At 71.1% G+C, this 21,232-nt stretch carries 24 protein-coding genes and 2 tRNA genes; 19 read left to right on the top strand and 7 right to left on the bottom strand.

Annotated features, from left to right (window positions below):
* Positions 1-177: 177 nt before the first annotated feature.
* Positions 178-1,116: an SDR family oxidoreductase gene (locus D7318_RS13275; RefSeq protein ID WP_120697164.1), complete on the bottom strand. Its 939-nt coding sequence runs from the start codon at positions 1,114-1,116 to the stop codon at positions 178-180.
* 218 nt (positions 1,117-1,334) lie between these two features.
* Here D7318_RS13275 and D7318_RS13280 point away from each other — a divergent pair, with 218 nt between their 5' ends.
* Together D7318_RS13280 and D7318_RS13285 are read left to right on the top strand one after the other, a co-directional pair.
* A complete protein-coding gene (locus tag D7318_RS13280) occupies positions 1,335-2,174 on the top strand; it encodes a helix-turn-helix transcriptional regulator (protein WP_120697165.1) in 840 nt (279 codons plus the stop codon).
* A gap of 68 nt (positions 2,175-2,242) precedes the next feature.
* A complete protein-coding gene (locus D7318_RS13285; RefSeq protein WP_120697166.1) occupies positions 2,243-2,956 on the top strand; it encodes an MBL fold metallo-hydrolase in 714 nt (237 codons plus the stop codon).
* Between the two features lie 58 nt (positions 2,957-3,014).
* Here D7318_RS13285 and D7318_RS13290 read toward each other — a convergent pair whose 3' ends face one another.
* Entirely contained in the window at positions 3,015-3,752 is a 738-nt protein-coding gene (locus D7318_RS13290) for an SDR family oxidoreductase (RefSeq protein WP_120697167.1), read from the bottom strand.
* A gap of 93 nt (positions 3,753-3,845) precedes the next feature.
* Between D7318_RS13290 and D7318_RS13295 the strand changes: the two genes are divergently transcribed.
* Positions 3,846-4,709 (top strand): LysR family transcriptional regulator, encoded by an 864-nt coding sequence (locus D7318_RS13295; protein WP_120697168.1) that lies wholly within the window; start codon positions 3,846-3,848, stop codon positions 4,707-4,709.
* Positions 4,710-4,834: 125 nt separating this feature from the next.
* Complete coding sequence (locus tag D7318_RS13300) at positions 4,835-5,875, top strand: vWA domain-containing protein (RefSeq protein ID WP_120697169.1); 1,041 nt, start codon at positions 4,835-4,837, stop codon at positions 5,873-5,875.
* Between the two features lie 48 nt (positions 5,876-5,923).
* Here D7318_RS13300 and D7318_RS13305 read toward each other — a convergent pair whose 3' ends face one another.
* Positions 5,924-6,775: a LysR family transcriptional regulator gene (locus tag D7318_RS13305; RefSeq protein ID WP_120697170.1), complete on the bottom strand. Its 852-nt coding sequence runs from the start codon at positions 6,773-6,775 to the stop codon at positions 5,924-5,926.
* A gap of 218 nt (positions 6,776-6,993) precedes the next feature.
* Between D7318_RS13305 and D7318_RS13310 the strand changes: the two genes are divergently transcribed.
* Positions 6,994-8,073 (top strand): Kelch repeat-containing protein, encoded by a 1,080-nt coding sequence (locus tag D7318_RS13310; protein ID WP_120697327.1) that lies wholly within the window; start codon positions 6,994-6,996, stop codon positions 8,071-8,073.
* Positions 8,074-8,249: 176 nt separating this feature from the next.
* Here D7318_RS13310 and D7318_RS32845 read toward each other — a convergent pair.
* Positions 8,250-8,316 (bottom strand) — tRNA-Arg (locus D7318_RS32845).
* A 158-nt stretch (positions 8,317-8,474) separates the two neighbouring features.
* On the opposite strand from D7318_RS32845, the gene D7318_RS13315 reads away from it, so the two are divergent.
* Positions 8,475-9,371 carry an aminoglycoside phosphotransferase family protein gene (locus D7318_RS13315; protein WP_120697328.1) on the top strand — a complete coding sequence of 299 codons (897 nt, stop codon included), beginning with the start codon at positions 8,475-8,477 and terminating at the stop codon, positions 9,369-9,371.
* On the opposite strand, the gene D7318_RS13320 is transcribed toward D7318_RS13315, so the two are convergent.
* A complete protein-coding gene (locus D7318_RS13320; protein WP_183091417.1) occupies positions 9,368-10,606 on the bottom strand; it encodes a hypothetical protein in 1,239 nt (412 codons plus the stop codon). The two genes, D7318_RS13315 and D7318_RS13320, sit on opposite strands and share 4 nt — an antisense overlap.
* A 386-nt stretch (positions 10,607-10,992) precedes the next feature.
* Here D7318_RS13320 and D7318_RS13325 point away from each other — a divergent pair, with 386 nt between their 5' ends.
* From D7318_RS13325 to D7318_RS13335, 3 genes are read left to right on the top strand one after another with little or no spacing between them, the layout of a single operon-like run.
* Positions 10,993-11,538 carry a bifunctional DNA primase/polymerase gene (locus tag D7318_RS13325; RefSeq protein WP_230423729.1) on the top strand — a complete coding sequence of 182 codons (546 nt, stop codon included), beginning with the start codon at positions 10,993-10,995 and terminating at the stop codon, positions 11,536-11,538.
* Positions 11,528-11,827, top strand: coding sequence for a hypothetical protein (locus tag D7318_RS13330; RefSeq protein WP_120697172.1), 300 nt, complete (start codon positions 11,528-11,530; stop codon positions 11,825-11,827). Before D7318_RS13325 ends, D7318_RS13330 begins: the two co-directional genes overlap by 11 nt.
* On the top strand, positions 11,824-12,135 hold the full coding sequence (locus D7318_RS13335) for a hypothetical protein (protein ID WP_120697173.1): 312 nt from the start codon (positions 11,824-11,826) through the stop codon (positions 12,133-12,135). Before D7318_RS13330 ends, D7318_RS13335 begins: the two co-directional genes overlap by 4 nt.
* Before the next feature lie 1,165 nt (positions 12,136-13,300).
* On the opposite strand, the gene D7318_RS13340 is transcribed toward D7318_RS13335, so the two are convergent.
* Complete coding sequence (locus D7318_RS13340) at positions 13,301-14,041, bottom strand: GntR family transcriptional regulator (RefSeq protein WP_120697174.1); 741 nt, start codon at positions 14,039-14,041, stop codon at positions 13,301-13,303.
* A 191-nt stretch (positions 14,042-14,232) separates the two neighbouring features.
* Here D7318_RS13340 and D7318_RS13345 point away from each other — a divergent pair, with 191 nt between their 5' ends.
* The 8 genes from D7318_RS13345 to D7318_RS13380 all read left to right on the top strand — a co-directional run bounded on the left by D7318_RS13345 (position 14,233) and on the right by D7318_RS13380 (position 19,614).
* The gene (locus tag D7318_RS13345) at positions 14,233-14,568 is read left to right on the top strand and encodes an SCO3933 family regulatory protein (protein WP_120697175.1); all 336 of its coding nucleotides are present in this window, start codon (positions 14,233-14,235) and stop codon (positions 14,566-14,568) included.
* A 38-nt stretch (positions 14,569-14,606) separates the two neighbouring features.
* Positions 14,607-15,872, top strand: a complete 1,266-nt coding sequence (locus tag D7318_RS13350) for an FtsK/SpoIIIE domain-containing protein (RefSeq protein ID WP_120697330.1) — start codon at positions 14,607-14,609, stop codon at positions 15,870-15,872.
* A gap of 13 nt (positions 15,873-15,885) precedes the next feature.
* Positions 15,886-16,080, top strand: coding sequence for a hypothetical protein (locus tag D7318_RS13355; protein WP_120697176.1), 195 nt, complete (start codon positions 15,886-15,888; stop codon positions 16,078-16,080).
* A gap of 32 nt (positions 16,081-16,112) precedes the next feature.
* Positions 16,113-16,406 (top strand): hypothetical protein, encoded by a 294-nt coding sequence (locus D7318_RS13360; RefSeq protein ID WP_120697177.1) that lies wholly within the window; start codon positions 16,113-16,115, stop codon positions 16,404-16,406.
* 104 nt (positions 16,407-16,510) lie between these two features.
* Positions 16,511-16,756, top strand: coding sequence for a hypothetical protein (locus D7318_RS13365; protein ID WP_120697178.1), 246 nt, complete (start codon positions 16,511-16,513; stop codon positions 16,754-16,756).
* Positions 16,753-18,063, top strand: coding sequence for a replication initiator (locus D7318_RS13370; RefSeq protein ID WP_120697179.1), 1,311 nt, complete (start codon positions 16,753-16,755; stop codon positions 18,061-18,063). Before D7318_RS13365 ends, D7318_RS13370 begins: the two co-directional genes overlap by 4 nt.
* The gene (locus D7318_RS13375) at positions 18,050-18,241 is read left to right on the top strand and encodes a helix-turn-helix transcriptional regulator (RefSeq protein WP_120697180.1); all 192 of its coding nucleotides are present in this window, start codon (positions 18,050-18,052) and stop codon (positions 18,239-18,241) included. Before D7318_RS13370 ends, D7318_RS13375 begins: the two co-directional genes overlap by 14 nt.
* The gene (locus D7318_RS13380; RefSeq protein ID WP_120697181.1) at positions 18,238-19,614 is read left to right on the top strand and encodes a tyrosine-type recombinase/integrase; all 1,377 of its coding nucleotides are present in this window, start codon (positions 18,238-18,240) and stop codon (positions 19,612-19,614) included. Before D7318_RS13375 ends, D7318_RS13380 begins: the two co-directional genes overlap by 4 nt.
* 213 nt (positions 19,615-19,827) lie before the next feature.
* On the opposite strand, the gene D7318_RS13385 is transcribed toward D7318_RS13380, so the two are convergent.
* Positions 19,828-19,899: transfer RNA gene (locus D7318_RS13385), tRNA-Arg, on the bottom strand.
* Positions 19,900-20,035: 136 nt separating this feature from the next.
* Here D7318_RS13385 and D7318_RS13390 point away from each other — a divergent pair.
* The gene (locus tag D7318_RS13390; protein WP_120697182.1) at positions 20,036-20,470 is read left to right on the top strand and encodes a response regulator; all 435 of its coding nucleotides are present in this window, start codon (positions 20,036-20,038) and stop codon (positions 20,468-20,470) included.
* Complete coding sequence (locus D7318_RS13395; protein WP_120697183.1) at positions 20,467-21,216, top strand: DALR anticodon-binding domain-containing protein; 750 nt, start codon at positions 20,467-20,469, stop codon at positions 21,214-21,216. The genes D7318_RS13390 and D7318_RS13395 overlap by 4 nt, the downstream gene beginning before the upstream one ends.
* Positions 21,217-21,232: the final 16 nt, after the last annotated feature.

A 21,232-nucleotide genomic window follows, 5' to 3' on the forward strand; every position in this document is an offset into this window, starting at 1 on the left:
CTGAGGCTATGTGCGCGAAACGGTGTCCGACGTTTCGTTTCGGTTGCGGCCACCACACTATCGGGGCATAGGGGGTATTTGTAGCTCAAGAAAACCTCTGAACCTCAACGGCCCAGCCCCCGGGCCGCCTTGACGATCGCGCCGCACCCCGGGGACCCGCCGTCCTGGGGGCCGTCGTCAGACCGGGAAGCGCACGCCGACCAGCTCCTCGGAGACATCCCAGACCCTGCGGGCCTCGTCCATGTCGCGCAGCGGGGCCCACAGCTCGCGCAGGGCGGGGGCGCCGCGGAGGTGGCTGCGCGCGCCGGGGCCGTAGAACTCGCCGCCCCGCGCGTCGGGCCCGGTCGCGGCGAGCAGCGCGGGCAGGGCCGCGGTCTCGACGGTGCCCGCGAGGACGCCCATGCGGGAGAGCAGGCCGATCATGCGGCGCCCGCCGGTCTCCTTCTGCCGCCCGAGGCCCGGCTGCGCGGAGAGCAGGTTCGTCGGGGAGATCCCGGGGTGGGACAGGTTGCTGGTGATGCCCCAACCCGCCGCGGTGCTGCGGGCGTCCAGCTCGCGGGCGAACAGGCCGACGGCGATCTTCGACTGCCGGTAGGCGTTCATGACGTGGTAGTCGCGATCCCAGTTCAGGTCGTCCCAGTTGATCTTGCCGCTTCGGGCCGCGATGCTCGTCTGGTGCGTGACCCGGGCCCTGCCCTGCCGCAGCAGCGGCAGCAGCCCCTGGGTGAGGGCGAAGTGGCTGAGGTGGTTGGTGCCCCACTGGAGCTCGAAGCCGTCCTGGGTGACCTGGTGGCTCGGCGGCGTCATCACCCCGGCGTTGTTGATGAGGATGTGGATCGGGCGGCCCTCGCCCACGAGCCGGTCCGCGAGGGCGGTCACCGAGGCGAGCGAGGCCAGGTCGAGTGGCCGGGTGGAGACCCGCGCCCCTGGGACGAGATCGCGGAGGTGACCGGCGGCGTTCTCGCCCTTGGCGGCGTTGCGGACCGGCATGATCACCTCGGCGCCCGCCGCGAGCAGGCGGCGGGCGATGACGAGCCCGATCCCGTCGCTCGCCCCGGTGACGACGGCGAGCTTGTCCGACAGGTCGGGGATGGTGATGTCGATGGTGCGGGCCATGGGCGGTCTCCTTCGTTCCGCGGCGGATCCGCCGCGCCTGTGGGCCCATCGTCGGACCTCGCCGTCCGCGGATTCAGGGCCGCGCTGTCCACGGATCGCCGATCCACCCTTCGGCGGCGCGGCCCCCGGCCCCTCGTTGGGGGGGATCGGCGATCCGTGGCTACCTGGCGTCCTGGCGAGGTACAAACGAGGCAGCACCGCGAGACCAGGGAGGCCCCATGATCGATCGCGCCGGGCTGGCGGAGTTCCTCCGGAGTCGTCGGGCGGCACTGCAACCCGAGGACGTCGGCCTGCCGCGCGGTCCCCGTCGCAGGACCGACGGGCTGCGACGCGAGGAGGTCGCGTCGCTGTGCCACATGTCGACCGACTACTACTCCCGGCTCGAGCGGGAGCGCGGGCCGCAGCCGTCGAGCCAGATGCTCAGCTCGATCGCGCAGGGGCTGCACCTGTCCCTCGACGAGCGGGACCATCTGTTCCGGCTCGCGGGACACAACCCGCCCGCCCGCGGCGGGGTGAGCGAGCACATCAGCCCCGGCCTGCTGCGCATCTTCGACCGCCTCAACGACACCCCCGCGGAGATCGTCACCGAGCTCGGCGAGACCCTGCGGCAGACCCCCATGGGCGTCGCGCTCACCGGCGACACGACGCGGTACACCGGACCCGAACGCAGCTCGGGATACCGGTGGTTCACCCTTCCGGCCGCCCGGGAGCGCCACGCGCCCGAGGAGCACGCGTTCCTCACCCGCATGTACGCCTCGGGGCTGCGCCAGCTGGTCACCCTCCGCGGCCCCGACTCCCGGGCCGCGCACCTCGCCGACCTGCTCCTCGCCAGCAGCGAGGAGTTCCGGAGGGCGTGGGACCAGCACGAGATCGGGATCCGCCCCCACGAGGTCAAGCGCTTCGTCCACCCCGAGGTCGGCCCGTTGGAGCTGACGTGCCAGCGGCTCGTCGACCCGGGGCAGGCCCACTCGCTGATGGTCTACACGGCCATTCCCGGCACCGAGAGCCACGAGAAGCTCCAGATGCTGGCCGTCATCGGATCGCAGGCGCTTCGCTGACGCCGGTTCTCGACGCACTCGGCGCGTCCGCAGCGTCTCGCCCGCCGCACCACCCCAGGAGCACCACCGTGGAGATCACCCCGAGCATCCGCCGCGTCGGCAGCGACCACGTCGCCGCCTACCTCGTCGTCACCGACGAGGGCATCACGGCCGTCGACGCCGGGCTGCCCGGGTTCTGGAAGGCGCTCCGGCGGGAGCTGGCCGCGATCGGCGCCACCCCCGCCGACATCCGCGGCGTCGTCCTGACGCACGGGGACGTCGACCACCTCGGCTACGCGGAGCGCCTCCGCGGCGAGTACCAGGTGCCGCTGTACATCCACCACGCCGACGCCGAGCGCGCGCTGACGGGCAAGAAGCCGTCCACGCCCGCCGGTACCTTCAAGCCGCTCAGGGCGATCAGGTTCGCGTGCTACGTCCTCGCGAACGGCGCGTGGCGCGACGACCATGTGAAGGAGGTCGTCGAGGTCAAGGACGGTGACGTCCTTCCCCTGCCCGGCGCGCCGGTGATCGTGGCGGTCCCCGGGCACTCGCCCGGCAGCGTCGCGGTCCATGTCCCCGCCGTCGACGCGCTGTTCGTCGGGGACGCCGTCACCACCAGGCACCAGCTGAGCGGGGAGGAACGCGTCCAGGTCGGCGCGTTCGCCGAGGACCAGGAGAGCGCGCGCGTCGCGTTGCGCCGCCTCGCCGGGATCCGCGCGTCCTGGGTGCTGCCAGGGCATGGGACGCCCTGGCACGCGACGCCCGAGGAGATCGCGGCGACCCTCCGCGCCGCCGCGCACTGATCGGCGGGCGCGGCCCGCGCGGCTTCCTCGGGTGGGCGCCGGCCCGCGCGATGCCGGGTCACCAGGGGATGACGCCGTCGTCCTCGAAGAACGAACCGGTCGGGCCGCCGTCGGGCAGCGTGGCGAGCCGGATCGCCGTGGCCGCGCCCTGCCGGGGGGTGCGCGGCCCCTGGAAGCCGGTGAAGTCGGTCGCGACCAGCCCTGGGCAGGCGGCGTTGACCAGGATGCCCGTACCGGCGAGCTGCCGGGCGTACTGCACCGTGACGGCGTTGAGGAACGACTTCGACGGCGCGTAGGCCGCCATGACGGGGCCGACCTCGATGCCGGGGTCCGCCTGCCGGGTCAGCGAGGCGACGGCGCTGGAGACGTTGACGATCCGTGGCGACGCCGAGCGCCGGAGCAGCGGCAACATCGCGTTGGTGACCCGGATGACCCCGATGACATTGGTCTCCACGACCCTCAGAACCATGGCGAGGTCGAGCGTGGTCGGGTCCTGCGCCCAGCCGGGGCCCGTCTCTCCCGAGATGCCCGCGTTGTTGACCAGGACGTCGAGGCGCCCGGCCCGCCGTTCGACCAGCTCCGCGGCAACGGTGACGCTCAGGTCGCCGGTCACGTCCAGGGGCACCCCGAACGCGTCCACCCCGGCGGCGCGCAGCTTCTCCACGGCGGACCCGCGCCTGACCTCGTCGCGCGCCCCCACGCCCACGCGGTACCCGAGGGCGCCGAGCCCGGCCGCGATCTCGTATCCGATCCCCTTGTTCGCGCCGGTCACCAGCGCGATCCTCGCTTCGCTCATGCCGCCGATGCTCGCTCGCGGACCAGCGGCGCGGCCAACACCGATCCGGTGCCCTGTCATACCCGACGGGTATCACCGGCCTACGCTGTGGCCATGGACACCGTGGAGACGCGCGAGCTGAGGTACTTCATGGCCGTCGCGGAGGAGCTGCACTTCGGCCGCGCCGCCGAGCGCCTCGGCATGGCCCAGCCGCCGCTGTCCCGGGCGATCCAGCGGCTCGAGCGGCGCCTCGGCGTCTCCCTGCTCGAACGCGACCGCCGCGGCGTCTCTCTGACCGGCGCGGGAGAGGTGCTGCTGCACGAGGGCCGCGCGGCCCTCGACGCGACCACCGCCGCCGCCCGCCGCACCCGTCGCGCCGGTGGCGCGGACCGGCCGGGCGGCACCCGGAACCGCCTGGTGCTCGCGGTGAAGGCCGCCGCGTCCCACGAGCTGCTGCGGAAGCTCCTCGCCGCCTACGCGGCCGAGCCCGACGCCGCCGAGGTCGAGGTGCTGCCGAGCGGCACATGCGAACAGGGCGAGATGCTGCGCGACGGCCGCGCCGATGTGGCGCTCATGCACGCGCCGTTCAACTCCCTCGTCGGGTTCGACAGCGAGGAGCTGCTGACCGAGGGACAGATCGCCATCCTGCCCGCCGGGCACCCCCTCGCCGCGCACCCGGCGTTGTCCCTGGCCGACATCAGCGACATCCCCGATCTTCCGCTCGCCCGCTGGTCCCGCCACGGCGCCCACCCGCCGGGTCCAGGACCCGAGATCCACGATCAGACGCAGCTGGCCCAGCTGATCGCCCTCGGACGCACCGTGGCCGTCTTCCCCGACTCCGCCCGCGCCTGGCTGTGGGCCGAGCACGCCGCCGTCCCCCTGACCGACGCGCCCCCCGTCGTGACCCACATCGCCTGGCCCGCGCACAGCCGCTCCCTGGCCCTCGCCGCACTGATCCGCACGGCCACAGGGCTCTGACTCCCGGACATCCGCCGGCTCAGGCGCTCCGCGAGGGCACGGCGGCCGAGGAATCCGGCGCGTGATCGATTGTCAGTGGTGGGTGGAACGATAGGAGCACCGAGTCGGAGAGAAGGGGAGCTGTCTTGTCCGGAGCTCAGAATTACATCAATCATGTCGCTCTTGTGCTGGACGCCAGTTCGTCCATGTCGCACCTGAGCCGCAAGGTCGTGGACGTCGCCGATCGGCAGATCGCTTATCTGGCGCGCCGATCGCGGGAGTTGGACCAGGAGACCCGCGTCACGGTGTATGTCTTCTCGGACAAGGTGAAGTGCGTCATCTATGACAAGGACGTGCTGCGGATGCCGTCGCTGAAGCAGCTGTACCGGGTCGGAGGGATGACGGCCCTGCTGGCGGCCGCGCTGAAGTCACAGCGGGAGCTGGCGCAGACGGCTCAGCTCTACGGCGACCACAGCTTTCTGACGTTCGTGCTGACCGATGGGCAGGAGAACGCGAGTCATCGTTCCCCGGACGCCCCCACGAGGGATCCGCGTGAGCTGGTCAGGAATGTGGCCGAGATGATCGAGACTCAGGAGGACAACTGGACGTTGGCCGTCCTGGTGCCGGATCAGATGGGCAAGCGCGAGGCCACGCAGTGCGGTTTCCCCAAGGACAACATCGCGATCTGGGACGCCACGAGCACCCAGGGTCTCGAGGAGGCCGGGCAGGTCATCCAGGAGGCCACCGAGAAATTCATGGTGGGCCGCACCCAGGGCATCAGGGGATCGCGGGCGGTGTTCTCCACAGGCGCGAAAGCGGTCAACAGGAAGACCATCAAGGCGGCCGGTCTCGCCCCGGTGAATCCCTCGGAATACCAGCTGATCCAGGTCTCTCGTGACGCGGCGATACGGGACTGGGTCGTCGAATGCGGGCACACCTACCGCACCGGTGGCGCGTTCTACCAGCTGAGCAAGTCGGAGAAGATCCAGGCGCGGAAGCGGATAGCGGTGCTGGAGAAGAAGACGGACCGGGTGTACACGGGGCCCGAGGCCCGAGCCCTGCTCGGCCTGCCGGACGTGGAAGTTCGCGTCACGCCCGACCACAACGACGACTTCACCATCTTCGTGCAGAGCACCAGCGTGAATCGGAAGCTCGTGCCGAACACCCGGCTGCTGCTGATGCTCTGACGCCGGTGGCGTCGCGGACGGCGTTCGCGACGGCGGCGGCCGTGCCGGTCAGGCGCGGAAGGCGGCGACGGTCAGGGCGAAGAACGAGCGGATGTACGGGCTGGTCTCCGCCTTGGCACAGGCGACCACGCGGTGGCTCGGGGGCATGTCGCGGAGGGGGACCATGGCCAGGCCCTCGCCGGGCCGGTGGTCCATGGGGGTCATGCCGACCGTGCCGTTCCACAGGACCGCCTGGCGGCATTCGGTGACCGCGCGGACGAGGGGGCCCGAGCGGGGCTTGCCGGCGTTCCAGTAGGAGCGCCACTGGGCGTCGGTGGTTTCCGGGAAGCGGAACCACTGGCGTTCGTCCAGGTCGGCGAGGGTCAGGTGGGGGTGTCCGGCCAGGGGGTCGTCGGCGCGCAGCAGGGCGGCGACGGGGTCGGTGGTCAGGCGCGTGACCCGTAGGCCGGTCTCGTCGAACGGGCCGCGGGTGAGGGCGACATCGACGCGTCCCGCGGCGAGGCCGCAGGTGGGGTCGGTCAGGTCCGTCTCGCGGATACGGATCTCCACCCGGGGGTGGCGGCGGCGGAACGTTTCCATGACGCGGTGGGTGGCGGGGGTGTCCCCGTCGCCCAGCAGGCCGAGGGTGAGGGTGGCGGGGCCTGACAGGGCGGCGACGCGGTCGCGGGTGCGTTCGGCGTGTGCCAGCAGGGACCTGGCCTCGTCCAGGAGGACGGTTCCGGCCGGGGTCAGGGTGACTCCGGCGGGGGTGCGGTCGAACAGGGTGGTGCCCAGGTCCGCTTCGAGTTTTCTGATCGCCCGGCTGAGCGGGGGCTGCCGGATGTGGAGGCGGACGGCGGCGCGGCCGAAGTGCAGTTCCTCCGCGACGGCGACGAAGTAGCCCAGCAGGCGCAGATCCATTCCCGCACGATACCCGTGGGGTATCGGCGTGCCGGAAGAGGTCTTGGACAGGGCGCGCGCGGGGGCGGTGGAATCGAACCGTGGTCCGGCGGCCCGGTCTCGGCCGGGAGCGTCGTACCACGGTGACAGGGCCGCGGGGAACGGCCGTCGAGGCGGAGCCGGAAGCAGAGGTGGGAACCGATATGGGGTTCGCGTCGGAGCGCGGAGCGGGATTCGGCATGGGGCGGCGCGGTGTCGTCAAGGCGCTGGCGTCCGGGGGTGTGCTGGCGGCGGGGGTGTCCGCGCTGGCCCGGCCCGCGGGCGCGGCGGGGGCGGTGGCCGCGGAGCCGTCGCCGGGGCCCGCCGCGGTGCGGGCGCGCTGGCGTCCGAGGTCGCCGCTGCCGGTGAAGCGCGCGGAGGTGGCGGTGGCCGCGCTGGGCGGCCGGATGTACGTGGTCGGCGGCACCGTGCAGAACGGTGACGAGCCCCCGGTGTGGGCGACGACGGCCGTCCACGGCTACGACCCGCGCCGGGACCGTTGGGCGGAGCACGCTCCGCTGCCCAGGCCGCTGACCCATGTCGGGGCGGCCGCGCTGGACGGGCGGCTGTACGTGTTCGGCGGGTTCGTCACGGCCGTGCACATGCGTCCGCAGCCGGACGCGTACGTGTTCGACCCGCGCCGGAACCAGTGGAGTCGGCTGCCTGACCTGCCGGTCGCGCTGGGGTCGATCGCGGTGGCGGCGGTGGGTGGCCGCCTGCACCTGCTGGGCGGCCGGGACTCCCGGCGCGTCGAGACGCCGGAGGGATCGCCGGTCTCCTTCGGGCTCGGGACTGTCCGTACCCACCATGTCTATGACCCGGTGCGCCGGTCCTACAGCACGGCGCCGTCGCTGCCGGGTGAGCCACGGGACCATGCCGGGGTGGCGGTCCTGGACGGCCGGGTGCACCTGGTGGGGGGCCGGGTGGAGGACACCGTGGACAATCTGACCCGGCACGACGTGTACGACCCGCGGCGGGCGTGCTGGACGCGGGCCGCTCCGCTGCCGGTCGCCCGGTCGGCGGGGGCGGCTGTGGCCCTGGACGGTCGGCTGGTGTACGCGGGCGGCGAGTGCAGGCCGGGTGGGGACGAGGAGACGTTCGGTGACGTCACCGTGTACGACCCGCGGGCCGACCGGTGGGACGCGGTCACGGATGTGCCGGGCAGCCGCCACGGTTTCGGCGCCGCGGCACTGGACGGCCGCGCCTACTTCGCGGCGGGCGCGCCCAGTTGTGGCGGCGGGGCGAGCGCGGACACGGTGGAGCTGACCCTGAGCCACTGACGGGCAGAAGCCCGAGTGCGGCCGAGGCACGGGCGGAAGGGGCTCGGGGAGGAGAGGAACGGGCCGGATTCCACGTCATGAATCCGCCACGGCCGCCGCACCCACCCGCACACACAAGAAAACCCCGGACTCAGCAAGTCTGCTGGTCACGGGGCGCGTTGCGGCCTCATTCACTGTGCCCCCGGCAGGATTCGAACCTGCGCACACGGCTCCGGAGGCCGTTGCTCCTCCCGGTGCGCTGGCTGGTGAGAAGGGTGCGTCCGGCCGATGGTGACCCTTCCCGCCGCGAATACGCCACGGCCCGGGTTCGTGCCTAGGAGCTCAGGGGAGGTGTGATTGTGTAGCTGAACGAGATGCGGGTGTGCAGCGACACCATCACACCGACGGAGGGATGCTCGGGCATGGCGTCGGAGTTCACGGAGGATGTGGCGCGGGGCGTTCTCGCGGAGGCGTGTGCTGCCACGGGGCTGAACGCGGGTGGGGCCGAGCTGCTGCGGCTGGGGTCCAACGCGGTGTTCCGGCTGGCCTCGGCTCCCGTGATCGTCCGGATCGCCCAGGACCCGAGCGCCGCGGAGGAGATGAAGCGGGGCGCCGCGGTCGCCCGGTGGCTGGCCTCGGAGGACTACCCGGCGACCCGCCTCGTTCCCGGCCTGGCGCAACCGGCCGTCGTCGGCGGTCGGGTGGTGACGTACTGGGAGAGCGCTCAGGACCGGGTGGAGTATGTACGGCTGGATGAGCTCGGTGATCTGCTGAAGCGACTGCACTGGCTGGACGAGCCGGAGTCGCTGGGCCTGTCGTACTACGATCCGTTCTCGCGTGTGGCGGGGGGGCTGGCGGCGTTGACCGAGGTGTCCGAGGACGAGCGGGAGTTCCTGGAGCAGCGCGCGGCGCGGCTTCAGAAGGATCTGGCCCGGGTGGACTTCGTGCTTCCCTTCGGGGCGATCCACGGTGACGCGAACGTGGGCAACGCGATCCGGCACCGGGACGGGCACGCGATCCTGATCGATCTGGACAGCTTCGCCCTGGGGCACCGTGAGTGGGATCTGGTGCTGACGTCGCTCTACTACGAGCGGTTCGGGTGGCACACGAAGGCCGAGTACGAGTCGTTCGTCTACCACTACGGCTTCGAGCTGAGGAACTGGCCCGGCTATGAAGTGCTTGCCGACATCCGCGAGTTGATGATGACGCTGTGGCTGGGCACCCGGACGTCGGGTGACCCGAGGTTGGTGGGGGAGTTCCGGCGTCGGCTCGACGCGTTGTGCACCGATGGCAGTCGCCGCGACTGGCAGCCGTTCTAAGGGCCGGTGGCGAGCCACAGTCGGTGTTCGGCGGCTTGCTCTTGGAAGTCGCGGGTCGCCGCGGTGTCGCCGACGTGGGCCAGGTGCTCGCGGAACTCGGCGAGGTAGCTGACGCAGCGGGCGGACTTGAGCTGTTCGCCGAGGTCCAACGCGTCCAGCGCCACCCGGCACGCCTCCTCGACGTCACCGGCGCGGAGATGGGCGTCGGCCAGGACCATGGTGGCGAAGAAGTCGCTGCGGATGTGGGAGCCGCTCATCGCGTTTTCGGCGTGGGCGACGGCTTGGCGAGCGCTGTTCACGTCGCGGAAGCAGTGGGCGGCCTCGGCGGCCAGCTCGGCCTCGTCGAAGTAGGTGATCCACTCGGGCTCTTCGGCGTTGTTGCGGCTCTCCAGCGCCCTGGTCGCCTCGGCGAGTGCCATCTCGCAGGCGCGGGCGTCTCCGGTACGGGCCAGGGCGCGGGCCTCCATCGCGTGGAACTGGGCCATAAGCGTCGGCGTCGCCACGCGGGCGATGCCCATGCGGGCGGCGCGGGCGAGGGTGGCGGCCTCGGTGTAGCGGCCGAGGAAGGTGGCCTGGTGGCTCATGGCCGACAGGATGCTTCCGGCGAGTCGGCGGTCGGCGCCGTCCTGCGCGAGCCGGAGCGCCTGGAGGAAGTACCGCTGCGCCAGGCCGTGATGGCACGCGTCGTAGGACATCCAGCCCGCGAGGAGGGTGGATTCAGCCGCGGTGGAGAACAACGCGCGCCCTACCGCCTCCTTGTACTGGCCTCCGAGGAGCGGGGCCACGTCCCGGCTGAGGTACTGGATCACGGAGTGCCGTGCGTGGTCTCCGCCGAAGCGGTCGTCCAGTTGCGAGAACAGGTCCGTCGTGGTCTTGATGGCCGCGACATCGGCCAGGCCGACACGCAGCCCGCTGCCGCGCTCGGCGGCCAGGGGCGCGGGGTCGGGCGCCACGAGCCAGGTCACGGATGCCTCGTGCCAGGTCGGCTCGGACGGCTGTGACGTCAACAGCGGCTCATAGCCGTTGAGGTCGGCGCGCCAGAGCTGGGTGACGGAGGCGATCGCGCTTTCCACCGTCGCCGGGTAGCCGGTGTCGAGTAGCCGTGCGTCGTGGCCGCTGAGGTGGTTGAGCCCCAGTTCGGCGGCGCTCATTGCCAGGGCCCTGGAGAGGATGGGGCCGTAGAACTCGTCGGGGACGCTGTGGCCGTTCTCCCAGCTGGCGATCCGCCGCTTCACGCTGGCGTCGGCGGGCAGCGACCTGCCGTGCTGGGCGGCGGCGGTGCGCATCTCTCGGACGAGCCGGAGCTGGCCCCAGCCGCGGTTCTTGCGGGCCTGACGCAGAAGATCCCCGGCGAACGCGGGACTGTCGGTCATGGTTCGCCTCCTGCCTCGGCCTTCCTCCGTTGGCATCTGACTGTACGGAGCCGAAGGCTCACTGTGAACCAATTCCCGCATGCTGTGGACCGCTTGGCCGGTGACGAGGGATGACGGGGGCGGGGGTGACCTGTCATCCCCCATCATCTGTCGTCATCTCCCGGGGGCGCGCCGGGGCGCCGAAGCTGGATGAACGGCGGCCGTCGGGGCCGTTCAACCGGCTCGGAGTGAGGTGAGTGGGCGTGCAGATGATGACGCGGCGGGGGCTCGGCTGGCTGTCGGAGGCGGCGGACCTGCCGGAGCATTGCCGCGAGGTGTGGGCGGACGATCCGCGCCGCCCCTACGCGCTGCCCACGGGCCGCGTCTTCGACATGGTGGTGCTTGAACAGCGGGTTGGCGTGGAGACGTTCGACCAACTGGAACGCCACCACATGCCGGTGGGGCCCGTTATGGCGGACTGGGCGACGCGGCAGGTCGGCTTCTTCCTCGTGCCCGGCTCGCGCGAACGGTTCGAGCGCACCCTGTCCACCGAGACGCCCGAGCCACCCGCCTACCGCTACCTGGGGAAGGACTGCGTGGCCGTCGTTCCAGGCCCCATGCCGCTGTCCGGCGACCGCTACACCTGGCTGCGCGCGCCGATGGTGCGCCTGGACAGCGCCCCGACGCGCGCCGTCGCGCTGGCCGCGATGCTCGTCGCCGCTCACGAACTGGTCTGCCGCGCCGACCGATATGGCGAGGCGCTGTCACGTCGTCCCGCCATTGCCCGGGGAGAGGAGCCCGGCCATGACCGGTAGCGACGACGAGCCGCCGATGGATGCGGCCAGTTGGTCCCCGATCCACAGCCGCGAGTGGTACGCGGCCCGCGACGCCGTCGCCGGACTGCGCGATGTGCTGATCGCGGCCGGACTCGACCGGGAATTCCCCTATCTTCGCGCCGACGTGAACGCGTTCGGCATGGGCCTGATCGAACTCGGCCGCATCTCCCCGGAGACGGCGGAACGGCTGGCGGAGCTGCTGCGCCTGGCGCTCACCTGTCGGCAAGAACACCAGGACATCGGCGGGCTCGGAGGAGGGACAACATGACCGACGCACGAGGAGTCTGCGCGAGGAGCGCGACGGACCTGAGCGTGAACGCGCCATACGTCCGCGGTTGGGCGGAGGCGAAGCACGCGGCCGACAGATTGGCTGAGCAACTCCACACCCTCGACCTGGACGCCCTCTTCCCCCAACTCAAGGCCGACGTCAACGTCTTCGGCGAAGGCATCGTCCGCCTCGGCACGATCCGCCCGGCGACTGCCCAAGCTCTGGCGACGCTGATTATGACGGGCCTCACCAACGAGGTTCTCCGCAGGGCTGCGGCCGAGGACGATCCCCCCACGGCGACGTCCTGACTCCCAACTCCCGTGCCGCTGCGGGTAGAGAGGTCCACCCGCACCGACACGGGCCCCAGCCCCGCGTGCCACCGTTTGCCGTTTCCCCGACGGGCGGTCGGCGCGCGGGGCCTCTTTATCACAGAATCGTAACGCTTCATCCAGGATCGGCAATTGGCGGTCTGGCGCGCCGTATTGAAGTGAGAGCCGGTTGACCGGAGCGACATCCAGGTAGGTCCGCACCGAAGCGAGCGGGCGGCCGGAGAGTGTTGGGTCGGTGTCCTGCCCGGATTGGGGTCGGGCATGTCCAGGGGGCCGTACGCTGGCCCGCGAAATCGGGCAGCCCTTGGCCTGCCCGCTGTTGTGCCCGATTGGCCCCCTGGGCTTGCCCGACGCGGGCCCCGGTCCGGGGAGGTGGCTCAAGACTCGGAGGCCGTCAGCCCCAGCCCTGTGCGGCGATAGGCCAAGCGGCTACCCGCGCACGGCGACAATCAGAGCTGCGATCGCACCAATGAGAGTAGCCAGAGTGCTAAGCCAGCTGAGAATGGATGGTGTCAAGTGCGAGTTGGCCAACTCGGAATTGACATGACTGGCATCATGTCGACTAGGTTGAGACGTGGCGTTGACGTCGCGTTCGGTGGTCCGGTCTTCCAAGTTCCACCCCTGTAGAGATTGTCGCAGGCCGCAACGGACAATTTGCGCCAGAGCACCCCGTGCAGAGGATCGCCAAATCAGACGCACGGGGTGCTTGGCGTACTCCGAATGATTGGCGACTTGAAGGTAGCAGGGATGCTGTTCCAGTCACGCGGTAAGTGAAAAGTTTGAGCGAAGAGGGAGCAGAGACCGGACGGACGTGCCCATAAGTCTGTGACATGCGTTTTCGTAATACAGAAACTAGCGCCGAGCTCGGCAGATTAGTAACGCAAGTGCAGCGCAAATACGCTCGGGGCGGAGGCAGTGGGGGAAATGTCGCGATTTACCGGCTCGGCTCGAATGGCCGAAAATGACGTCCGCTGAGGGCAGGGGCAGCAAGGTCGGGGCGAAGGCAACGCGGGGCGCCTGCCGCTTGGCCGGACCGGCGCGTCAGCGCCGCAGCCGGGCCGGGGCGGTGGGACGCCGGGCGGCGCGCATGCGCCGCCTTGAAGACGTAAGGAAAGTCTGAGCCAACCGTGCTGCGGCAAGCGCCTCAGGGGCGATACATGAGCTCTACGTCGTCGCCTGGGATGTGGAACTCCTCCAGGGCGAGGGGCTTGGTGCCGTTGCCGTGCGTGACGCGGAAGATGTGGAGCAGGGGGACGCCTTCGGGGAGGCGGAGAGACTGGGCCTGATCGGGGAGGGGCATCCGTGTGCGTACGTACTCGGTGAAGTCAAGTTCGTGGCCAAGCTGGGTCAGTGCCTCGTACAGGTGCGGCGCCGGTGGTGGCGCCTCGTCCTCGTACTTTGTGCCGACCAACGCGGAGAACGGCACGTAGGTGCTGTGGAGTTGGCGGAGGCGGCCTCGGTCGGCCGTTTGTAGGGCCTGGTACGTGAACAGCGGTTCGCCCGGGGGGATGCGGAGAAGGTCGGCGAGTGCGAGCGGGGCATCCGTGCGCGTTGCTACTGGCTTCTCGGCGTTCTCCCAGCGGAGGCCGTCGGCCTCGGTGAAGCGGCCGTCCAGCTCGTGGCGGACCCCGCGGGGGCGGGTGAGACTGGGGCGACCGTGTGGCGAGCGCACGAACATGCCTCGGCCCATGAGGACTTCGACCAGACCGTTCGCCCGCAGCTCTGCGACAGCCTGCCGGACCGTGGGCCGGGTCACGCCGAACTGCTTCGACAGCGACTCCTCCGAGGGGAGCGGCTGGCCTGCCGGGTAGTCGCCACTGAGGATGCCTTCGCGCAGGTGGTCGGCGATGAGCCGGTACTTCGCCGGGGCTCTCTCTTGCGGCATGGGCTTCTCCGTGGGCTGTAGCTCTTTGGCCTGTCCTATACAGGCACGGCCTGTCTGAGATAGATTCCCGCACTTCCTCTCCCTTGACAACCCGTACTACGGGCCTCCACTCTTGAGATCCACCCGTACTACGGGTGGAAGTCACCCCGGAGGTGCGACATGCCCCGGGCCCGAGAGAAGGGAGTTCGACAGTGGTAGCCCTACCGATCGACACCGCGAAGTTCACGGGGATCATCTGCGCCGTTCCGCCGATGCCGCGTGTCGCGAACCGAGAGACCGGTCAGCTTCGCGTGGACCGCGAAACCGGCAAGACCGTGTACCAGGTCGGCCTGTGCCTCATGGCGGGCACGTCGGCCGACGTTGTCACCGTGAGCGTGCCGGGGGAGCCGACCGGCGTTCAGGTCGGCGTGCCCGTGCAGGTGCGTGACTTGGTCGCCACGCCGTGGGAGAACGAGGGACGGCACGGAGTCGCCTTCCGCGCGACGGAGATCAAGCCCCTGACCGCCTCGTCTGGGAAGGCGGCTTGACGGTGACCGTCGCGGAGGCCGGACTGGCCTGGGTGCTCATGGTGGCCGCTGCGTTGGGCGTGGGCCTGCTCGTCGCGGGCCCGACCCTGCGCCGTCGCCACCCGGTGGCCTGGTGGCTGTGCGTCGGATTTCCCGCGGCGGCCTGGCGGGTGGCGTGTACGTGGCGGCCGTTGATGGCCGCGTGCGGGCTGGCACAGAGCCGTAAGGCCGCGCTGACGGTGGTCTCCGGCCTGGTCGGCAACGGCGCGCCCCCGCCTCAGCCGCGCGTGCCTGGACGTTGGCGGATGCACCCGACGTCCGGAGGATTCTGGTTCCTCGTCAGGCTGCTGCCCGGCCAGGTCCCGGAGGACTTCGTCAAGGCGGCCCCGGCCATGGCGCACGACTGGGAGATGCACGCCGTCCGCGTCACGACGTGGCGCCCCGGCGTCGTCCGGATCGCGGCGACGTTCGCCGATCCGCTGCACCAGCCGCGCGCTCCTCGGCAACGGGGCGCTGGTCGTCTGCTCCAAGTGGCGGTCGGCGTACTGGAGTCCGGCGCTCCGTGGGTCATCGACCTGCGCGAGGTGCCGCACTGGCTGATCGTCGGCGCCACACGGTCGGGGAAGTCCACGCTGGTCAACGCGCTCGTGGCGGGCCTCGCTCCGCAACGGGTCGCGCTGGTCGGCATCGACTGCAAGGGCGGCATGGAACTGGCCCTGTACACCCGGCGCTTGTCGGCCCTGGCCACCGACCGGGCCCAGGCCGTCAGGCTGCTGGGCGCGTTGGTTGAACTCACACAGGACCGGATGACGATCTGCCGCAAGGCTCGCGTTCGGAACATTTGGAGCCTGGCCGAACAGGAATGCCCCGTCCCGGTCGTCGTCATCGTGGACGAGCTGGCGGAGCTGTTCCTCATCGCCAACCGCACCGAGAAGGACGAGTCCCAGGCGGCGGCCACCGCGCTGGTCCGGCTGGCTCAACTCGGCGCGGCGCTTGGGGTTTTCCTCGTCGTCGCCGGGCAGCGTGTCGGTTCGGACCTGGGCCCTGGTGTCACCGCGCTGCGCTCCCAACTCGGGGGCCGCATCTGCCACCGGGTGGCCGACTCCGGCACGGCTGAGATGGCCCTCGGGGACCTCAACCCGGATGCGTTGCACGCTGCGCAGTCCATAGCCCCAGGCGCGCCGGGAACAGCGGTGCTGGCCTCGGCCGACGGCTGGGAATGCGCCCGCTCGCACCTGGTCACGGAGACGGACGCGGAGGCGGTCGCTGCCGAATTCGCGCACTTGGCTCCGTCTCTGCCTGAACTCGCCGACCACGCCCCGTGAAAGGAGGTGTCCGATGCTGCTGTCCGTCTCCGCCGTGTTGCTGCTCGGCCTGCTGATCTGGTTCCTGGTTCGCATCCGCTACCTGCGGTCGCTTGAGGCCGTGCTCTGCACGACGTTCGGCTTCCTGCTCGGCCAGACGGCTGCCGCCCCGCTCATTCAGGCGGTGCTCAACGAGGTCAGCGCGCTCCTGGCACAGATCCAGCTCTGACCCAACTCAACGACAGAAAGGAGAAGTTACTCATGTCCGCATACCAGATCCGCACCGGCGACCGGGCCGCGATCGTCGCGGGTCTCCGCGAGTTGGCCGATTTCCTGGCCGACCATCCCGACGTCCTGGTCCCGCCGTACGCGAGCGTGAGCGTCATCGTCCGGGCCGACGACGCCGACGTGCGCCGATCGGTCGCCGAGGCCGTTGCCGCGCCGCTGGGCGTCCCCGTCGAGTACTTCGGCGGGGGCCACTACGCCGCGCATCGAGACTTCGGCCCGGTGGCCTACCACGTCATCGCCCCGCCGCCCGAGAGGCGGCCGACATGATCCGCACGGAAACGGGCTCCCGACCGGGTTCGCAGTCGCCAAACCCGACCCGGTCAGGTGCCCACTCCAACCCCCGCATCAGGAGAGAAAGGAGCACCCCCACTGTGTCCAGCGCGAAGCGCTCGCGCAAGCCGCACTCGCCCCTGTGCGAGATACGCGAGGAGGAACGGCCCACCTGCGTGGGCCGCGAACAGGTCGTCCTCGTCGGAACGGACGGTGTGGAACGGCGGCTGTGCCCGGCGCACGGCGCGGCCCTGTGGCTGACCGACCCGACCTTCCGCTTCTCAGCAAAGACCCGGCCCGCGGCCGTGGCGGCGGTCCTGCGGCAGGCGTTCGGGGAGCCGCGATGAACGACTCCCTGACAGCCCTGCTCGAACGCGCCGCCCAACCGGGCTTCGAGAACTGGCGACGCGGCATCGTCCGCCTCGGCGGCTGCACCAACCCCGTCAACCTGACCGGCCACGGCACCACCGTGGACCCGGCCACGGGCGAGGTGCTCCGTTCGCTGAACGGACGGCTGTTGGTCGCGTGCGGCAACCGGCGTGCGGTGGTCTGCCCGACCTGCGCCCGCGTCTACCGAGGGGACACCTACCACCTCATCCGGGCCGGACTGGTCGGCGGCAAGGAGGTGACCGAAGAGGTCGGCGGGCACCCCCGGGTGTTCGCCACCCTGACCGCCCCCGGCTTCGGCCCGGTCCACACGCGCCGTGAAGGGAACGGCAGGCTGCTCGCTTGTCGTCCCCGCCCGGCCAAGGACCGCTGCCCGCACGGGGAACCGGTCGGCTGCCACGCCCGGCACACCGAGAACGATGCCCGGCTCGGTGAGCCGCTGTGCCCCCACTGCTACGACTACGCGGGCGCGGTCCTGTGGCAGGCGTACGCGGGGGCTCTATGGCACCGCTTCACCTTGGAACTCCGCCGCGAACTGGCCCGGCGAGCTGGTCTCTCGCGCTCCGCCTTCGCCGAACGAGTCCGGCTGTCCTACGCCAAGGTCGCCGAGTACCAACGGCGCGGCCTCATCCACTTCCACGCCGTCATCCGCCTCGACGGACCCGACGGGCCCTCGACCACTCCACCCACTTGGGCAACGACCGAACTGCTCGCGGACGCGGTCCGTTCGGCCGCTCAACGCGTCCGCCTCCGGGCGATCGGCGCCGAGGTCGTGGGCCGCCGCGTGCTCCGTTTCGGCGCACAGGCGGACGTGCGGCCCATCGCCGCGTTCGGCGCGGATGAGCGGCTGACCTCCTCCGCCGTGGCGGGCTACATCGCGAAGTACGCCACGAAGGGCGCGGAGGCCGCGGGCGCCACCTCCGGCCGCATCCACCACGCCTCGGAACTGGTCGCGTTGCCGCTGCGCCGCCATGTGCTCCGCATGGCGGGCGCCTGCTGGTGGCTCGGCGGACTGCCCGAGTTCGAGCCGCTCGGCCTCCGCCGCTGGGCCCACATGCTCGGCTACCGCGGCCACTTCACCACCAAGTCCCGCCGCTACTCCACCACCCTGACCGCCCTCCGCACCGCCCGCGCCACCCACCGTGCGAGCGGCACGGACATGGTCACCGTGGGCCAGTGGCGCTACGCCGGACGCGGCTACGACCTCGCCGGGGCCCTCATCGCCGCGTCCGTCCGCGCGGAAGGGGACGGCCATGGCGCGGGATGAGCTGATGACCGTTCCCCAGGTCCTCGCCGAACTCGGCGGCGTCTCCCGCCGCACCTTCTACCGTTGGCGAGAACTGGGGGATGCACCGCGGGCGTTCAAGCTGCCCAACGGGGAGTTGAGGGTCTGGCGGAGCGACTTCCTCGCCTGGCTGCGCAGGCGAAGGGAGGCGTCCGCGTGAAGACCACCGATGTGCGGGTCTGGGGCATCCGGCAGGACGCCCGAAGCAAGAAGGCGTCCTATCAGGTGCGTTGGCGCGTCAGCACGGCGACCTTTCCGCAGACGTTCAGGACGAAGGCGCTCGCCGACTCGTTCCGGTCCAAGCTGATCCGGGCCATGCGGGACGGCGAGGAGTTCGACACGGAGACCGGGCTTCCCGATTCGCTGGCCGAGAAGCCGCCGTCGTTGACCTGGTACGCCTTCGCTCTGAAGTACCTGGCGATGAAGTGGCCGCACGCCGCGTCGAACACCAGGGACGGGATGAACGAGGCGCTGGCTCAGGTCACGATGGCCTTCCTCGACGGCCTTTCCGGTCGCCCGGATGAGCGGCTGCTCAGAACGGCACTGCGGAGATGGGCGTTTGTGCTTCCTGGCCCGACCGACCGTGAGGTTCCGCCGGAGATCGGCAACGCGCTCGACTGGGTGGCCAGGGCGTCGCGGCCGTTGGGGGATCTGGCGAAGCCCCCGGAGATGCTGGCCGTTCTCAACGCGTTGAAGCTCAAGCTCGACGGCACCCCCGCCGCCGCAGAAACCGTACGGCGCAAGAAGAACACGTTCGTCAACGCCATGAAGTACGCCGTCGACCTGGGTGAGTTCGCGGACAATCCGGTGACCGCCGCCCGCTGGCAGAAGCCGGAGGTCGTCACGACCGTGGATCCACGCGTCGTGGCCAACCCGGCGCAGGCGGAGTCGCTCCTCACCGCCGTGTCCTATGTAGGCCGAACGCGTCGGTCGCGCGGCCCTCACCTCAGGGCGCTGTTCGCGGGCATGTACTACGGCGCGTTCCGCCCCGCCGAGGCCGTTGGTCTGGCCGAGCCGGACTGCACGTTGCCAGAAACGGGCTGGGGCCGTGTGCTCCTGCACCGCACCCGACCGACGGTGGGCAAGCGGTGGACGGACAGCGGGGAGACCCACGACGACCGAGGGCTCAAGAATCGGCCGGAGCAGGAGACCCGACCGGTGCCGATACCGCCCCGGCTGGTCGCCATACTGCGCGAGCACATGGACACCTTCGGGACGGCCGATGACGGGCGGCTGTTCTTCAACGAACGCGGTGGGCTCGTCGCATCGTGCACCTACTACCGCGCGTGGCACGAGGCCCGAGCGTTGGGACTGCCTCCCGAGCAGGTGGCCTCGCCGTTGGCGGGCCGTCCCTACGACCTGAGGCACTCGGCCCTGTCCACGTGGCTCAACGCCGGAGTGGACCCGACGGAGGTGGCGGAACGGGCGGGGAACAGCGTCGAGGTGCTGTTCGCTCGCTACGCGAAGTGCCTCTTCGGCAGGCACGAGGTCGCCAACCGGCGTATCGAGGAGCTGTTGCGCGAGTACATGTGATCGGTTGGCGGCTCTGCATCAGGCCCCTGGCTTCGCCGGGGGCCTTTGCCGTTCTCGGGTGCTGACCAGGGAAAACGGGCTGAACTCCACGCCACGAATACGCCACAAGTGGTGGCAGGCAGCCGCTCAGACCCGCATTCGGCTGCGCACACAAAAAGACCCCAGACACAGCAAACATGCTGGCCAGGGGGTGAACTACCGCCTCACACACTGTGCCCCCGGCAGGATTCGAACCTGCGCACACGGCTCCGGAGGCCGTTGCTCTATCCCCTGAGCTACGGGGGCGACGGGGGAAACACTACCAGCTCGGGGGTGGGGGGTCGCACGTGTGATTCCGTGCGTGGGGGCCCGGGCGCTACCGCCGGGTACCTCTTCGGGGGAACGCCGGACGTGCGGGGTGGGGCGCGCTTACCCTGGTGGGGTGCCAGGCGATGCCGGCCGGGTCCTTGTCGTCGACGACAACCAGGTCATCCGGCAGTTGATCAAAGTCAACCTCGAGCTCGACGGCTTCGAGGTCATGACCGCGTCCGACGGCGAGGAGTGCCTGGAGGCCGTCCACCGCTTCAGGCCCGATGTGATCACCCTCGACCTCGCCATGCCGCGGCTCGACGGGATGCGGACCGTGGGGCGGCTGCGGGTCGACGCGCGGACCGCGGAGATCCCGCTCGTGCTCGTCAGCGCCTCCGCCGCGCCCGAGGTGCCGGTCGGGGTCGACGCCGTGCTGGCCAAGCCGTTCGAGCCCGCCGAGTTGGTCGGCCTGGTGCGCGCGCTGTGCGAGCGGGCGCGCGAGCGGGCCGTCCACCTGGCGAAACCGCTGGCCGAGCGCCGGTGTCCCTCTCGTACGCTGGCTCCGTGACCCCAGCCCAGCTCACCCGGGCCGTGCTCAGCTCAGCGAGCGAGCTCGGCGTGGCCGACGTGCCCGGGGGCGTGCGGCTCGCGCCGCGCGGGGCGCGGGCGTGGGGGACCGGGATCGCGCTGCGCCTGGCCGGGCCCGTCGGCGTACCGGCGGTCGAGGTGGCGCGCGCGTTGCGTGCGCGCCTGGTGAACGCGCCCGGCGTGCACGCCGTGGAGGTCAGCGCGCGCGGCTTCCTCACCATCGAGCTCGGCGCCGACGCGGACGCCGCGCTGCTGGCCGAGATCCTTCAACGCCCCGCGCCCGAGCCGCTGTCCGACGACCCCGCGCGCGATGTGGCGCGTTGGGCGGAGGCGGCCGGGGGAGCGCCCGAGGCGCTGCTGGTCCAGCGCGAGGAGAACCCCCTCTTCCGCGTGCGGTACGCGCACGCCCGCAGCCGCGCGCTGGTGCGCGGCGCGCACGCGCTGGGCGTGCGCCCCGATCCGCGCGGGGCCCGGTTCGACGACGCGCCCGCCGCGCCCGAGCGCGCGCTCCTCACCGCGCTCGGCGAACAGGTCGGGAACGTCCGCCGACTGCTCGCCGTCGCCGACGCGTTCCTCAGGGTGGAGCGGGAGCGTCCCACGCTGCCCGTGGGCGACGAGAAACCCTCGGCCGTCCACCGCGCCCGGCTCGCGCTCGCCCAGGCCGCCGGGGCGGTGCTCGCCGACGGCCTGCACCGGATGGGCATCAGCGCGCCCGACCACCTGTGAGACCAGGACATACAGA

Source organism: Streptomyces radicis (genome assembly GCF_003626575.1).
GTDB classification, from domain to species: Bacteria; Actinomycetota; Actinomycetes; order Streptomycetales; family Streptomycetaceae; genus Streptomyces; species Streptomyces radicis.

Excerpts from the sequence above, each read along its gene's own strand:
- D7318_RS13275 (WP_120697164.1), bottom strand. The coding sequence starts at position 1,116 with ATGGCCCGCACCATCGACATCACCATCCCCGACCTGTCGGACAAGCTC.
- D7318_RS13280 (WP_120697165.1), top strand. The coding sequence starts at position 1,335 with ATGATCGATCGCGCCGGGCTGGCGGAGTTCCTCCGGAGTCGTCGGGCG.
- D7318_RS13290 (WP_120697167.1), bottom strand. The coding sequence starts at position 3,752 with ATGAGCGAAGCGAGGATCGCGCTGGTGACCGGCGCGAACAAGGGGATC.
- D7318_RS13295 (WP_120697168.1), top strand. The coding sequence starts at position 3,846 with ATGGACACCGTGGAGACGCGCGAGCTGAGGTACTTCATGGCCGTCGCG.
- D7318_RS13305 (WP_120697170.1), bottom strand. The coding sequence starts at position 6,775 with ATGGATCTGCGCCTGCTGGGCTACTTCGTCGCCGTCGCGGAGGAACTG.
- D7318_RS13310 (WP_120697327.1), top strand. The coding sequence starts at position 6,994 with ATGGGGCGGCGCGGTGTCGTCAAGGCGCTGGCGTCCGGGGGTGTGCTG.
- D7318_RS13315 (WP_120697328.1), top strand. The coding sequence starts at position 8,475 with ATGGCGTCGGAGTTCACGGAGGATGTGGCGCGGGGCGTTCTCGCGGAG.
- D7318_RS13325 (WP_230423729.1), top strand. The coding sequence starts at position 10,993 with ATGATGACGCGGCGGGGGCTCGGCTGGCTGTCGGAGGCGGCGGACCTG.
- D7318_RS13330 (WP_120697172.1), top strand. The coding sequence starts at position 11,528 with ATGACCGGTAGCGACGACGAGCCGCCGATGGATGCGGCCAGTTGGTCC.
- D7318_RS13335 (WP_120697173.1), top strand. The coding sequence starts at position 11,824 with ATGACCGACGCACGAGGAGTCTGCGCGAGGAGCGCGACGGACCTGAGC.
- D7318_RS13340 (WP_120697174.1), bottom strand. The coding sequence starts at position 14,041 with ATGCCGCAAGAGAGAGCCCCGGCGAAGTACCGGCTCATCGCCGACCAC.
- D7318_RS13350 (WP_120697330.1), top strand. The coding sequence starts at position 14,607 with ATGGTGGCCGCTGCGTTGGGCGTGGGCCTGCTCGTCGCGGGCCCGACC.
- D7318_RS13355 (WP_120697176.1), top strand. The coding sequence starts at position 15,886 with ATGCTGCTGTCCGTCTCCGCCGTGTTGCTGCTCGGCCTGCTGATCTGG.
- D7318_RS13360 (WP_120697177.1), top strand. The coding sequence starts at position 16,113 with ATGTCCGCATACCAGATCCGCACCGGCGACCGGGCCGCGATCGTCGCG.
- D7318_RS13370 (WP_120697179.1), top strand. The coding sequence starts at position 16,753 with ATGAACGACTCCCTGACAGCCCTGCTCGAACGCGCCGCCCAACCGGGC.
- D7318_RS13375 (WP_120697180.1), top strand. The coding sequence starts at position 18,050 with ATGGCGCGGGATGAGCTGATGACCGTTCCCCAGGTCCTCGCCGAACTC.